Genomic DNA, 12897 nt, shown 5'->3' on the forward strand with positions numbered 1-12897 from the left:
TTATATCATATACCTCGTATTATAAGGTATATAGATATATAATAAAACATTTCATATTATTTTCCAAGTGTAAACTATAAAATTTTAATTATTATTTAAAAAAGGGCATTCCATTTATGATCTAAAAATCATTTGGAAACGCCCTTTTTATAAGAACTGATTATACTAGACATCTTAAATCAATTTCTCTCTTTTTAACCTGTATCTGAATTTCGGTTAGAAGTTCCTCTTCATTGTTTGTAGATAGAGGGTCTATTATAGGTATCTCATATATATAATTTTCAATAGGTATCCTTTTATAATCAACATAATCAACTAACTTTTTAAAAGCAGTATAATTTTCTCTGTAAGAACCTTTATATGTCATACAAATAAAATCACCAGCTGAAATTTCAGATATATATTTTTGAGACTTAGCATCAAATAAATCTCTCTCAACATTTACAAAGCTATTTTCGTAGATAACTTTATCTTCTTTTAAGAATTTATCTATAGATACAAGACCACTTACTCCACCATAAAACACAGAGATATTATCTTCTAGTATATTTGCTATTTGTCTTCTGGAAAGCTCCATAGTTTCTTCATTACTTAAACCTTCTTCATATTCTATGGATAAAATACTTCTTCTTGGAATGTGCTTTCTCACTATTTTACCTACTTCATCTACTTTCATACCTTTTTCCATTGTTTCTTTTTTTGTACTTAATACTTTTTTTATAAGTTCTAATTCTTTAATTTTTTCATCCACTATATTAATCTTATTGGTTAATAGTTTTAGAATTTCTTCATTGTTTTCATCTAGCTTTTCTTTGATTTCTTTTAATGGCATACCTAGATACTTTAAGTATTTTATAATATCCAATTGTGAAAATTGGTCAATTGAGTAATATCTGTAATTGCTTTCTTGATCAACATGAACAGGTTTAAATAAATCTATTTGGTCATAGTATCTTAGTGTTTGTATGCTTATTTTATGAAGCTTTGACATTTCACCTATTGAAAACTTTTTACTCATATAATCACCTCATTTGAGATTTAGAATATATTCCATGGATATTTATCAGGTGGAGTACATATAAATTCCATTTTTTCCTTTGTTGTTGGATGGCAAATTTCTATTTTATTAGACCAAAGAGAAATTTGTTGTCCAATTTTATTTACTTCTTGGGCATATCTTTGGTCTCCATATAATGGGTGTTTTCTAGTTGCAAATTGAACTCTTATCTGATGAGAACGGCCAGTTTTTAAGTTTACTTGAACTAAGCTTAGATTTTCTTTAAAACCCAATACTTTATAACTAAGTTCAGCTTCTTTAGCATCTTTATGGTTTTTTTTCACAACACTTACCATGTTTGTCTTTTTATTTTTATATAAAAAATCCTTTAATATGTCTAAATCAGATTTCATTTTACCATGAACAACTGCCATATAGGTTTTTTTGAATGTCTTATTTCTTACTTGTTCAGATAATCTTGAGGCAGCTTTTGATGTTTTGGCAAAAACCATGACTCCACCTACTGGTCTATCCAACCTATGTACCAAACCAATATATACGTTTCCAGGTTTATTGTACTTTGTTTTGATATAGTCTTTTAAAAGATTTACCATGTCCTTATCATTGGTATCATCTCCTTGAGATAATACATTTACAGGTTTCTCTACAACTAATAAATGGTTATCTTCATATATGACTTTTATCATTATTTTTTCTCCCATCTTCCAAATATACCACAAGGAAGTATTTTACCATCCCTAGAAGCTGGTATTCCTAATTCTCCACCATAGATTTCTCCATTGTTTGTCTTTTTTCCTATTGTTGTAGACAGTACATTTTCGAGAACTATTGGAGAGAAGCCTGTTGTGTAAGAATTAATTAGAAAGAATAAAGGATTATCAGATAAAACACCCATACATAAATCCACAAAGCTATATAATTTTTCTTCTATTTGCCATACTTCTCCTTTAGGGCCTCTTCCATAAGAAGGTGGGTCCATTATTATTGCATCATATTTCTTACCTCTTCTTATTTCTCTTTCAACAAACTTTACAACATCATCTACTATAAATCTTACTGTTTGATTTTTAAGTCCTGATAACTCTATATTTTCTTTTGCCCAGTTGACCATACCTTTTGCAGCATCAACATGGCACACTTCTGCACCAGCAGATGCACACGCTACAGTAGCTCCTCCTGTATATGCAAAAAGATTTAATACTTTTATAGGTCTGTCAGCTTTTTTTATTTTGTCCATCATCCAGTCCCAATTGGCTGCTTGTTCTGGGAATAATCCAGTATGTTTAAATCCAGTTGGTTTAATGTGGAATTTTAAGTTTTTGTAATTTATAGCCCATTGTTCTGGATATCTTTTTTTGTGTTCCCATTGACCTCCACCTTTATTACTTCTATGATAATGTCCATGAGGGTTTTTCCATAGAGCCCATTCAGACTCCATTGGCCATACAACCTGTGGGTCTGGTCTTCTAAGTACATACTTACCCCAACGCTCTAATTTTTCTCCATTTCCCATATCTATAAGTTCATAATCTTTCCATTTATCTGCTAATAATAACATATCTTTCCTCCTATAAAATAACTCTCAATCCTATGTATTATACCACAAAATCAGTCATTTTTTGCTGTTTTAGATACTTTCTATTCTTTACATTTATTGTTAACATTATTACTCTTTTAAACATATTATATAGTATCTGATTTTTTTAATAAGAGGAGGAGAGTTTTAATGGAAAATTATCAAGCTACAAATACTTGTACATATAACATATTGTATGTGCAATTTAATGAAGACTTTGGCAGAAGCAAGTACTTTTCATATGATGTAAAATATCCTATTCTTTACAATATTAGAAATCAATCCACCTATGTAAATCCGCCTATTTTAAACAACATAAATTCTGCTGTAAAAATGACTGTAAATAATTTTAAGATTGGATTACAAGAAGAAGAACAAGAATATAATAATGCAGCTTCTCAAAATTCACTTCCAAAACAAAGTTACTGGGTTTCTACTAATTATGCAGTTACTTTTAGTAAAAACTATGTACTAAGTATGATATTAAGCCTTATGGGATTTGCGAATAATTCTGGACCTAAGTACAATACATTAAATAATTACAATATAGACTTAACAAATGGAAAAGAACTTTTACTAGGTGATATTTTTAGAAATGGAGTTGACTATATAAATATAATAACTGATTATATAAAATCTGAAATTAGTGAAAACAAAGAAATGTATTACTCTAATGTAGAATTAGTTATACCTGAAGATCAGGCATTTTATATTACAGATGATGGGATTGTTATCTATTTTGGTGTAGATGAAATAGCACCAGAAACCTTTGGAATTCCTAAATTTAAGATAAGATTTTCTGATTTTGGAAATTTTATAAACCAACGATTCTATTGTATTTCTCCAGATATATACATCCAATCAAGAGGAAGAGCCAAGCATTTTATGGTATAAAAATATAGATAATTCTGAGCCCTATTTTGGTATATCTAGATTTATGCTGGAGTAGGGTTAAGATTTATCTATCTTAAAAACATAATTTAAACAGTACTATTTGTATATGTTAGTTATATAGACTCAGACCTACTGATAAACATTTATATAGTACAATTAATTTGTATTAAAAGTTTTAACTTTTGACTCAACAAGAAGATTATATTATTATATATATTTAAGTTGCTATTTTTTTTTATACATTTGCTGATAAGCAGAATTTTTATTGATTACTTCTACCTTTAAATTGGGATTACTTACTACCTCATACAAAAAAAGTTTTCCTAATTTTAACCTGATGTTCATCTCCAACCTGTTCCATTCATAGCCTTTGAACAATTCTTTTAATAAAAAAACTTCTCCGCAATTGATGTTTTTTAACTCATCTATTGCATCATTTAACAGACTATTCATATTATTTCCTCCAATTTGTATAATTTCACTAATTTCATTATATTGTTAATTTTTGACATAGTCAAACAAATTATAAAGGAATTATAATGGTGTCAAAAGTTAACAGTATTGACACCAAAAAATCGTTTTAGTAAAATGTATAAATACAAGTAGATACAGATATCTACAAATTTCTGCATTAAATTTTTACGTTAGGAAGTGATTATTATTATATATGGATATTGCCGTGTCAGTACAAAGAATCAGACAGATAACAACAGTTTGTATCAACAACAGCAAGAGATATTAAGCAAGTATAACAATGCCCAAATAATAAAAGAAACTTATACAGGTACTACTACAAATAGACCTAAATTTGAAAAAATCATATCTTCTTTAAAAAAGGGAGATTTACTTGTTGCAACTAAACTTGATAGACTGGCTAGAAGTACATCAGAAGGAATACAATTGATAGAGGGTTTGTTTGCTAAAGAAGTTAGTGTCCATATTTTAAATATAGGTCTCCTAGAAAATACTTCAATGGGGAAATTCTTTTTAACTACATTACTTGCAGTTGCAGAACTTGAAAGAAATATGATAATAGAACGAACTCAGTTGGGAAAAGAATTTGCTAGAAAGAAAAAAGATTTTAAGGATGGTAGGCCAAAGAAATATAGTAATCAGCAGATACAATACGCATTGGGATTATTAAATTCTAAACCTTATAGAGAGGTTGTGAAGATGACTGGTATCTCTAAAAGCACACTTATTCGTGCGAAGAAATCAATTTAATGAAATTTTACCTATGAAAAATTAGAGGTGTAAATAATTTGGATGATTTGAATATATTTATGCCTCTAATTAATTTTATTTACAGATAAAATAAATAGTAAAACTTTTTTTAAATTATTATATAAAGTTTTATAGAGTATATAATTTTCTTGATGTAGTATATTTTATTACAGATATTAAATTATAGTAGTGTATAATTACTGTAGACTTTTGATGAGAAAATAACAATGAAAGAATTTATACAGAGTACAAAAAATAGATGTTTTATGTCTTGAATCAAATTTAATATAAAAAGAGATATGTCTTAAAACAAGCCTATTTTAAGACATATCTCTTTTTATGTTAAATTTTTTAAACATTGTAAAAAAAATATCAAAAACATATTGACTCTATAGTTACTATAGAGTTTATAATTAAAACTGTAAAAAAGCAAAATAAGTGTCATATTTTTAGAAATTATAACAAATATAAAAGTATACTTAAAAAGTTTGTATTAATTAAAGCTGAATTGGTGAAATTTGGCAGGGAAAACGTTGTATAAATAGGTCAAAACGGGAGGAATTAAAATGAGTAATAATATTAATCAAGATTTGGAGACAAAAATAATACATTGGGGACATAGTGCAGATCCAACAACAGGTGCATTAGCTACTCCAATATGTCAAACAGCAACATTTGCTGCAAAGACAGTAGAGCATTTTGAAGAGTTATGTATGACATGGGGGTATGTATATACAAGAGAGTGTAATCCTACACTTACAGAGTTAGAGGCTAAATTAGCTATGCTTGAAAATGCAGAAAGTGCTATATCTAGTACATCAGGTATGGGAGCAATAACATCTACTATATTAGCATTAGTAAAAAGTGGAGACCATATAGTTAGTTCTGATGGAATATTCTCACATACTAAATTATTTATGTCTGAGTTGTTAGCTAAATTTGGTGTTGAAGTTACATTTGTAGATGCAGTAAACCCACAAAATGTAAAAGATGCAATGAAATCAAATACTAAGATTGTTTATATAGAAAGTCCACTAAATCCATCCTTAGATTTAGTAGATATAAAAACAATAGCAGAAATCGCTCATGAAAATAAGAGTTTAGCTATTGTCGACAGTACTTTTGGTACTCCAATTATACAAAGACCAATAGATTTAGGTGCAGACTTAGTAATACATAGTCTTACTAAATTTATAAATGGACATGGAGATACTTTAGGGGGAGCAGTAGCAGGTTCAAAGGAATTAATAGATTTAGTGAGATGGCCAAGTTTATGTTGTTTTACAGGAGCATCTTTACCACCAATGAGTGCATGGATGATTTTAAGAGGTATGAAAACGTTAGATATGAGAATGAAAAAACACTGTGAAAATGGATTGGCAGTAGCAGAGTTTTTAGAGCAAGAAGAAAATGTAGAGTTGGTAAAATATCCAGCACTAAAAACTCATCCTCAGTATGAGCTTTGCAAAACTCAAATGAATGGTTTAGGTGGAGGAGTAGTTTCATTTAAACTTAAAGATGGAATAAATGGATTAACAAGAGACCAAGCTAGTAGAAAATTAATGAATTCTTTAGAACTTGCAACAATAGCAACAAGTTTAGGAGAAGAACATACATTAGTTCAAATGAATGGAGAAAATCTAATAAGAATAGCAGTAGGATTAGAGTCTGCAAATGATATAATAAATGACTTTAAACAAGCTATAGAAAAATTAAAATAAAGTTATATAAATGAAACTAGAAAATTAAAATCTTAAGGAGAAAAAATCATGGAAAACAAAAATAATGTTAAGAGATTTTTGGTAATATTCATATTGGCTTTTGGAACAACAGCCATGTATAGTTTACCATATATGAAGTCATCATTTTATGATCCAATGCAACAAGCATTAGCATTGAGTCATACGCAAATAGGGAACTTATTGAGTTTATATGGATTAGTAGGAATGGTATCTTATTTTATAGGTGGATGGTTTGCTGATAGATTTTCAGTTAGAAAACTGATAACTTTTTCTTTAATTGCTTCAGGAGCATTAGGGTTTTACTTCTCAACATTTCCATCATACAACATGATTCTTTTAATATTTGTATTATGGGGATTTACAACAATATTAACATTCTTCTCAGCTTCTGTTAAGGTTGTTAGAATGCAAGGTAGTGAATCAGAACAAGGAAGAATATTTGGATTTTATGAAGGGTTATCAGGGGTATCAGGTACGTTAATTTCTTTTATAGGTCTTTATTTCTTTGGAAAATTTGCTGAAATAACTATTGGATTTAAATATGTAGTATGGTTATATTCTGCAGCATCTATAATATGTGGTATACTTTTATTTTTCTTAGTAGAAGAAAAGAAAGACACTGGAGCATCAGATGAAGGATTAAGTATTAAATCATTACTAAAAGTAGTTACAATGCCAAAAGCTTGGCTGATTGGTCTTATAATATTTTCAACTTATTTAGTATTTTCAAGTTTAACTTATTTGAGCCCATACTTATCAGAAGTTTATGTAATGCCAATGACTTTAGTTTCAGCTTTATCAATAATCAGAACTTATGTTATAAAAATGGGAGCATCTCCTATTGCAGGTGTTATAACAGATAAAGTTGGTTCATCTATAAGAGTAATGTTTGTAGGGTTTATATTAATGACAATAAGTACAGCAGCTTACTTGGTAATACCTAAGAGTGCAGGACTTATATGGATAGCTGTAATAAATATGATAATACTAAGTGTAATCTTATTTGGATTTAGAGGTATATACTTTGCATCTGTTTCAGAGTCTAATATATCTTTAGAAACTACAGGGGCAGTAGTTGGATTCGCTTCATTCATAGGATTTTCTCCAGATGCATTTTACTATACAGTTGCAGGTAATTGGTTAGATAAATATGGACAAACAGGATATACGTATATATTTATTTTATCTGTAGTGTGTGCAGTTATAGGTATATTTGCCACTTATGCTTTAAATAAAATAAATAAGAAAGAAAATAAAAACTTGAATAATAAAATTGCTTAAATACTTATAATTATTTATATAACTCTACCTATTTTTAAAAATGGGTAGAGTTGTTCATGTTTAAAATAAGAAATAGCTTTAGTCTAGATGTTTCATAATTATAAAATAAATTTATAACATGTAGTATAAAGTAAGTTTAATTAAAAAATGACAGTAACTATTTAAATATTAAAATAGAAAATTAAGACAATAATAAGAATATGGAGAGTAGATATGTTAGCATTATGGGAAAATGGAATTATAATTATATTTGCATTTCTATTGTTAGGGATAGGATATTATTTTTCTAGAAATGTAAAAGATATGGAAAGTTATTACCTAGGAAATCGAAGTTTACCATGGTCTTTGATAGTAGGTACTTTGGTTGCCTCTTGGTATGGTGGAGTTGGTACAGTTGGTAGTGTAGAGTATGCAGCTATATATGGAATATCTGCATGGGCAGTATGGTCAATAGCTGCACATATTGGAAGAATGCCTTTGGCATTGTGGGTTGGACCAAGAATTCATATAAGAACTAATATAACAGTTCCTGATTTGTTAGAAAGTTTTTACGGAAAGCAAGTTGCTATAATTGGAGCAGTTTTAATGTTTATATATTGTGCACAACTTGGAGAAATAACAGCTATGGGGACTATAGGTAATGTAGCTTGGGGAATCGATAAACAACTAATAGGGTTTATAATGGTAGTTGTAGTAGTTATATTAACAGTTCTTGGTGGTCTTATGGGAGTTGCCATTACAGATATGGTATTGTTTTTTTGTATGGTATTTGGTTTAACTATGGTTATGCCAGGCCAATTTGACCAGATAGGTGGTTTTCAAGGTCTTACAGAAGCACTTAAAGATGCACCTCAGCTAATGCATCCTACAAAAGGGATGTCAGCAATGAAAGCATTGATGTTAATAGTTTATTCATTTGGAGCTTATTCAGACCCAACTTTCTATCAAAGATTTTCAGCAGCAGATTCTCCAAAAGTTGGAAGGAGAGCCCTGTTGACTTGTTTTTCTCTGTGGATATGTTTTGACATGGTGTTAACTATGACAGGTCTTATAGTTAGAGCTACTTATCCAGAAATGGCTCCAGCAGCTGGGTATATAACTTTAGTTTTAAATACATTGCCAGAAGGTATAAGAGTAATATTTATAATCGGAATTTTAGGTTCAATAATATCAACACTAGATAGTTATTATCTAGCAGCTGGAGCCACTTTAGCAAATGATATATATGGAAGAATTACTAAAAAGGAATTATCTCAAAAGCAATTAGTTAAATTTACTAGAATAGGTGTATGTTTAGCAGCAGTTATGGGACTTAGTGTTGCGTTTAGATTTGAAAATGTATATGATGCATGTATATTTGTAGGAAGTATTTGGATGGGTTCAGCATTTGTACCTATAGTAGGAGGACTTCTTGGTAATGGAAGAAGAACATCTATGGGAGGTATTTTGGGAATGATTGTAGGTGGAGTAACTTTTGGTTATTTTAAAATGTTTCCAGTTCAAAGTTTTGAATTAGAGCCTCTTGTTATAGCTATTCCACTTTCATTTATTGCATGGACAATAGGAAATAGAATAGGCGAAAATTTAAATACACAAAATAATCTATAAAAAAGGAGTAGTTATTATGTCTAAATTGGTCTCTAAAGTGAAAAAAGATTTGGAAATAAAATGGCTTGGTATAGATGGTTTTTTAGTACTATTATACTTTTTAATAACAGGATTTATATTTTATGGTATAGTAACCAGAAATGATATTATAGTTGGAAAGATAATCCCATATGGAGTTATGATAGCAGTAGTTATAATATTTTTTGATTATCTATATAGAGTATTCAAAATGACAAGAAAAAAAGAGGAAAAGGAATGATTTTATGGATATAAGAGCATTGCCTATAAAAATTACAAAAGATGAAGCTATAAATATAGCAAAGAATGGAAATAAATCCTTATTAAGTAGACTGATATTAAAAAATAAAGAAGTTCACGAAGTTAGACTTCATTATATAGAGTTTAAAGTAGTTACACTTAAAATTCATAAAAATAAATCTACCTTCATGAAAAAAAAACAAGCTAGTAATATAAATGAATTAAATATTTTAGTAAATGGCTCTACAGGTGCTGGTAGTATAGTACAAGAATTACCAGTATCTGAAATTGTAAAAAATGTAGATAATGACATCATACAATATAGTGATAAGGATGAGAGAAGGGTAAAAGCAAAGGCAAATAAAATGGCTATAAGATTAAGTCACAGGTTTATGGGGGGTATACCAGAAATTGAGATAGTTAAAATTGAAAGTATCTTTAGACCATACTGGGTAGTATTCTTTGGAAAAGTGGAATTAAACACAAGAGTAAGTTACTTGCCAATTGAAGCAGATGGTTTTGTTATAGGAATGTAGGACATTTTATATAAATATATTTTGCACTTATTGTATAATACATATTGAGAGAAGATATAATATTTAGCTATATACAAAGTAGCTTCTATATTAGATAACTTAATTTATAATAAGTGATTTTAATGTATATAGATTATAATAATGGAGGGAATTAATTCTTATGACAAGCTATAAATATACAGGATTTTATATAGAAAAGCCAACAGGAAATAATGTGTTTTCATATGAAGAAAGAGAAAATAAGAGTATATATGTTCCAAAACTAATAAGTGGAACATTGGATGATGTGAAATTAGGGAATGAAGTAGTATTTAATGAAATTGATGAAAATAAAGAGATAAAAGCAAAAGGATTGGAAAATATGGTCGAATATGTCCTGGGAAATAAAAGAATATATGTTTTTGATAATCATAACCATGCATTTTATTTTTGGATAAAATCTATGATGGCAAATGAATTCACAAGAGGATGTAAACTAGTACATGTAGATCAGCATAAGGATACTAGAGAGCCTAAAAACTACAATGTAGATATAAATAATCTGGAGGATGTATTTAGGTATACGAATGAGGTTCTAAATGTAGGAAGTTTTATAAAACCAGCATTAAGACATAGTATATTTTCTGAATTAATAATAATAGATAGCTCATATGGCTTTGATTTAGATATAGAACCAGAATTTGTTCTTGATATAGACTTAGATATATTTTCAGAGGATATGAACTATATACCATTTGATTTTAAACTAGAAAAGATAAAAAATCTAATTAAAAAGGCTAAAGTTGTAACAATTGCTACTAGTCCTTACTTTATAAACCAAGAGTATGCTATAAAAGTATTAAAAGAATTGTTTAATTATGATATAATGTAAGAGTTAACTTTGAATAGAATATGGTATAATCAAAAAGAAGAAACTTCCAATCTAACTAAAAGATTTTATACTATAAAAAAACTAAAAAAATATAGATATACTTAGGAGGAAAAAAGTATGAGTTTATATACTGAATGGAGAAATTTAAGTGATAACCACGAAAATCAAGAAACAGAGGTAAAATTCTGGGAAGAATATTTAAAAGTTGAAGCTGGAATATACAATGAAATATTAAATAATAAAATGGATGTTGTAGAAGGTAAAGTAAGTGAATTAGCTGCGAAATTTGGAACTACTAATGAATTTTTCATGGGATTCATAGATGGAATAAGTGAAAGTTTAAAAGAAGACATAGTTTTAGAAGATGTAGAAGCTGATAAAGAAGTTTCTATAAAAATAGATTGGGAAAAATTATATAACAATATGGTAACTGTTGAGGCTCATTGGCTATATAATTTACAAGGTTGGGAAGATATATTACCAGCAGACCAAAGAAAAGAAATAATAAAAGCATACAAAAAATCTAAGACAGTAGTTAAAGAAACAAAAATAGGAAGAAATGATTTATGCCCATGTGGAAGTGGTAAAAAATATAAGAAATGTTGTGGAAAGTAAGGTAATCTTATGTTTATTTTAAGATTTGCAGATGATGATGACAATTTATCAGTTAAAGATTTTACATCTTTAACTGATTTAAAAAAATATATTAGTGAAAATAGTATAGATAAAACATGGCATCAAATTGAAGAAGTTAAAAAAGTAATACCTAATCTAAAAGAGGAATAAAACTAAGTAACATTAAAAAGAATATTAAAAAATAGTTGTCAATAGTTGTCTATAAGGACAACTATTTCTATTTTTAGATATAAATATAAAATATACAGGGGGTATAAATATGAAATTTATTGATTTGCATTGTGATACCATAGCAAAATTAATGGAAAATGTAGAAACAAGTGAACTTAAAACTAACAAATATTCTGTTGATATAGACAGGTTGAAAAAAGGGGATTCATTGGCTCAAACATTTGCTCTTTTTGTTGATACTGAAGAAGTAAAACATCCTTTTGATTACTGTATGAGTATGGCAGATAAATTTCATAAAGAAATGAAAAAAAATAGTGATGTAATAGCTCTAGCTACTAACTATGAAGAAATTATGAAAAATCAATCAGAGAATAAACTTACAGCACTTTTATCTATAGAGGAAGGGGCAGTACTTGAAGGTAGAATAGAAAACTTAAAGAAGTTTTATGATTTAGGTGTTAGAATGATGACAATAAGTTGGAACCATGCGAATGAGTTAAGTTTTCCCCATAATAAAATAGAGTATAGAGAAAAGGGCCTTACAGATTTTGGTAGAGAAGTTGTACATAAGATGAACGAACTAGGTATGCTAGTTGATGTTTCTCATATTTCAGATGGTGGATTTTATGAAATTGCAAAAATATCCTCTAAACCAATAATAGCTACACATTCAAATTCAAGAGCAATGATGAATCATACTAGAAACCTAACTGATGATATGATCAAAGTGTTGGCTAATAAAGGTGGGGTTACAGGAATAAACTTCTTCCACTTGTTTTTAAGCGATAAAAGCGAAAGTAAGCTTGAAGATATGGTTAGACATATAAAACATATTGTAAATGTTGGAGGAATTGATGTTGTAGCTTTAGGCTCAGATTTCGATGGAATAGATTCAAAAGTTGAGATTGAAGATATATCTCAAATGGGTAAATTATATGAACCTCTAAAAAAAGAAGGATTTAGTGAAGATGAAATAGAAAAAATATACTATAAAAACGCTTTAAGAGTAATAAAAGAAGTGTTATAAGAAATGTTTTTTTGACATTAGGAAACAAAGTTTTATATCGAACATAGTATAAACT

Annotated in this window: 15 protein-coding genes; 11 read left to right on the forward strand and 4 right to left on the reverse strand. The window is 28.6% G+C overall.

Translation table 11 applies throughout. The features are described from left to right. Nucleotides 1-160 precede the first annotated feature (160 nt). From KGF50_RS04770 to KGF50_RS04780, 3 genes are read right to left on the reverse strand one after another with little or no spacing between them, the layout of a single operon-like run. The gene (locus tag KGF50_RS04770) at nucleotides 161-1018 is read right to left on the reverse strand and encodes a MerR family transcriptional regulator (RefSeq protein ID WP_227847040.1); all 858 of its coding nucleotides are present in this window, start codon (nucleotides 1016-1018) and stop codon (nucleotides 161-163) included. Between the two features lie 20 nt (nucleotides 1019-1038). Then, a complete protein-coding gene (locus KGF50_RS04775) occupies nucleotides 1039-1704 on the reverse strand; it encodes an RluA family pseudouridine synthase (protein WP_227847041.1) in 666 nt (221 codons plus the stop codon). Then, on the reverse strand, nucleotides 1704-2576 hold the full coding sequence (locus KGF50_RS04780; RefSeq protein ID WP_227847042.1) for a class I SAM-dependent methyltransferase: 873 nt from the start codon (nucleotides 2574-2576) through the stop codon (nucleotides 1704-1706). Before KGF50_RS04780 ends, KGF50_RS04775 begins: the two co-directional genes overlap by 1 nt. A gap of 168 nt (nucleotides 2577-2744) precedes the next feature. Here KGF50_RS04780 and KGF50_RS04785 point away from each other — a divergent pair, with 168 nt between their 5' ends. Beyond that, nucleotides 2745-3488 (forward strand): RsiV family protein, encoded by a 744-nt coding sequence (locus tag KGF50_RS04785; RefSeq protein WP_227847043.1) that lies wholly within the window; start codon nucleotides 2745-2747, stop codon nucleotides 3486-3488. 225 nt (nucleotides 3489-3713) lie between these two features. Here the strand turns inward: KGF50_RS04785 and KGF50_RS04790 are convergent, their stop codons facing one another. Then, the gene (locus KGF50_RS04790; protein ID WP_227847044.1) at nucleotides 3714-3941 is read right to left on the reverse strand and encodes a single-stranded DNA-binding protein; all 228 of its coding nucleotides are present in this window, start codon (nucleotides 3939-3941) and stop codon (nucleotides 3714-3716) included. 201 nt (nucleotides 3942-4142) lie between these two features. Between KGF50_RS04790 and KGF50_RS04795 the strand changes: the two genes are divergently transcribed. The 10 genes from KGF50_RS04795 (at nucleotide 4143) to KGF50_RS04840 (ending at nucleotide 12842) form a co-directional block, all read left to right on the forward strand. Beyond that, nucleotides 4143-4712 carry a recombinase family protein gene (locus KGF50_RS04795; protein ID WP_227847065.1) on the forward strand — a complete coding sequence of 190 codons (570 nt, stop codon included), beginning with the start codon at nucleotides 4143-4145 and terminating at the stop codon, nucleotides 4710-4712. 566 nt (nucleotides 4713-5278) lie between these two features. Then, on the forward strand, nucleotides 5279-6433 hold the full coding sequence (locus tag KGF50_RS04800) for a trans-sulfuration enzyme family protein (protein WP_227437567.1): 1155 nt from the start codon (nucleotides 5279-5281) through the stop codon (nucleotides 6431-6433). Nucleotides 6434-6481: 48 nt separating this feature from the next. Beyond that, nucleotides 6482-7735 (forward strand): MFS transporter, encoded by a 1254-nt coding sequence (locus KGF50_RS04805; RefSeq protein WP_227842928.1) that lies wholly within the window; start codon nucleotides 6482-6484, stop codon nucleotides 7733-7735. A 213-nt stretch (nucleotides 7736-7948) separates the two neighbouring features. Next, entirely contained in the window at nucleotides 7949-9343 is a 1395-nt protein-coding gene (locus KGF50_RS04810; RefSeq protein WP_227847045.1) for a sodium:solute symporter family protein, read from the forward strand. A gap of 16 nt (nucleotides 9344-9359) precedes the next feature. Continuing rightward, nucleotides 9360-9602, forward strand: a complete 243-nt coding sequence (locus tag KGF50_RS04815; protein ID WP_227847046.1) for a hypothetical protein — start codon at nucleotides 9360-9362, stop codon at nucleotides 9600-9602. Between the two features lie 4 nt (nucleotides 9603-9606). Further along, complete coding sequence (locus KGF50_RS04820) at nucleotides 9607-10137, forward strand: hypothetical protein (RefSeq protein WP_227847047.1); 531 nt, start codon at nucleotides 9607-9609, stop codon at nucleotides 10135-10137. 160 nt (nucleotides 10138-10297) lie between these two features. Next, nucleotides 10298-11008 carry a UPF0489 family protein gene (locus KGF50_RS04825; protein ID WP_227847048.1) on the forward strand — a complete coding sequence of 237 codons (711 nt, stop codon included), beginning with the start codon at nucleotides 10298-10300 and terminating at the stop codon, nucleotides 11006-11008. A gap of 117 nt (nucleotides 11009-11125) precedes the next feature. Continuing rightward, nucleotides 11126-11623, forward strand: a complete 498-nt coding sequence (locus KGF50_RS04830) for an SEC-C metal-binding domain-containing protein (RefSeq protein ID WP_227847049.1) — start codon at nucleotides 11126-11128, stop codon at nucleotides 11621-11623. 9 nt (nucleotides 11624-11632) lie between these two features. Further along, nucleotides 11633-11794 (forward strand): hypothetical protein, encoded by a 162-nt coding sequence (locus KGF50_RS04835; RefSeq protein WP_227437552.1) that lies wholly within the window; start codon nucleotides 11633-11635, stop codon nucleotides 11792-11794. A gap of 109 nt (nucleotides 11795-11903) precedes the next feature. After that, on the forward strand, nucleotides 11904-12842 hold the full coding sequence (locus KGF50_RS04840) for a dipeptidase (RefSeq protein ID WP_227847050.1): 939 nt from the start codon (nucleotides 11904-11906) through the stop codon (nucleotides 12840-12842). Nucleotides 12843-12897 lie beyond the last annotated feature (55 nt).

The organism is Clostridioides sp. ZZV15-6598 (assembly GCF_020657705.1).
GTDB classification, from domain to species: domain Bacteria; phylum Bacillota; class Clostridia; order Peptostreptococcales; family Peptostreptococcaceae; genus Clostridioides; species Clostridioides difficile_F.

Excerpts from the sequence above, each read along its gene's own strand:
- KGF50_RS04770 (WP_227847040.1), bottom strand. The coding sequence starts at position 1,018 with ATGAGTAAAAAGTTTTCAATAGGTGAAATGTCAAAGCTTCATAAAATA.
- KGF50_RS04775 (WP_227847041.1), bottom strand. The coding sequence starts at position 1,704 with ATGATAAAAGTCATATATGAAGATAACCATTTATTAGTTGTAGAGAAA.
- KGF50_RS04780 (WP_227847042.1), bottom strand. The coding sequence starts at position 2,576 with ATGTTATTATTAGCAGATAAATGGAAAGATTATGAACTTATAGATATG.
- KGF50_RS04785 (WP_227847043.1), top strand. The coding sequence starts at position 2,745 with ATGGAAAATTATCAAGCTACAAATACTTGTACATATAACATATTGTAT.
- KGF50_RS04790 (WP_227847044.1), bottom strand. The coding sequence starts at position 3,941 with ATGAATAGTCTGTTAAATGATGCAATAGATGAGTTAAAAAACATCAAT.
- KGF50_RS04800 (WP_227437567.1), top strand. The coding sequence starts at position 5,279 with ATGAGTAATAATATTAATCAAGATTTGGAGACAAAAATAATACATTGG.
- KGF50_RS04805 (WP_227842928.1), top strand. The coding sequence starts at position 6,482 with ATGGAAAACAAAAATAATGTTAAGAGATTTTTGGTAATATTCATATTG.
- KGF50_RS04810 (WP_227847045.1), top strand. The coding sequence starts at position 7,949 with ATGTTAGCATTATGGGAAAATGGAATTATAATTATATTTGCATTTCTA.
- KGF50_RS04815 (WP_227847046.1), top strand. The coding sequence starts at position 9,360 with ATGTCTAAATTGGTCTCTAAAGTGAAAAAAGATTTGGAAATAAAATGG.
- KGF50_RS04820 (WP_227847047.1), top strand. The coding sequence starts at position 9,607 with ATGGATATAAGAGCATTGCCTATAAAAATTACAAAAGATGAAGCTATA.
- KGF50_RS04825 (WP_227847048.1), top strand. The coding sequence starts at position 10,298 with ATGACAAGCTATAAATATACAGGATTTTATATAGAAAAGCCAACAGGA.
- KGF50_RS04830 (WP_227847049.1), top strand. The coding sequence starts at position 11,126 with ATGAGTTTATATACTGAATGGAGAAATTTAAGTGATAACCACGAAAAT.
- KGF50_RS04835 (WP_227437552.1), top strand. The coding sequence starts at position 11,633 with ATGTTTATTTTAAGATTTGCAGATGATGATGACAATTTATCAGTTAAA.
- KGF50_RS04840 (WP_227847050.1), top strand. The coding sequence starts at position 11,904 with ATGAAATTTATTGATTTGCATTGTGATACCATAGCAAAATTAATGGAA.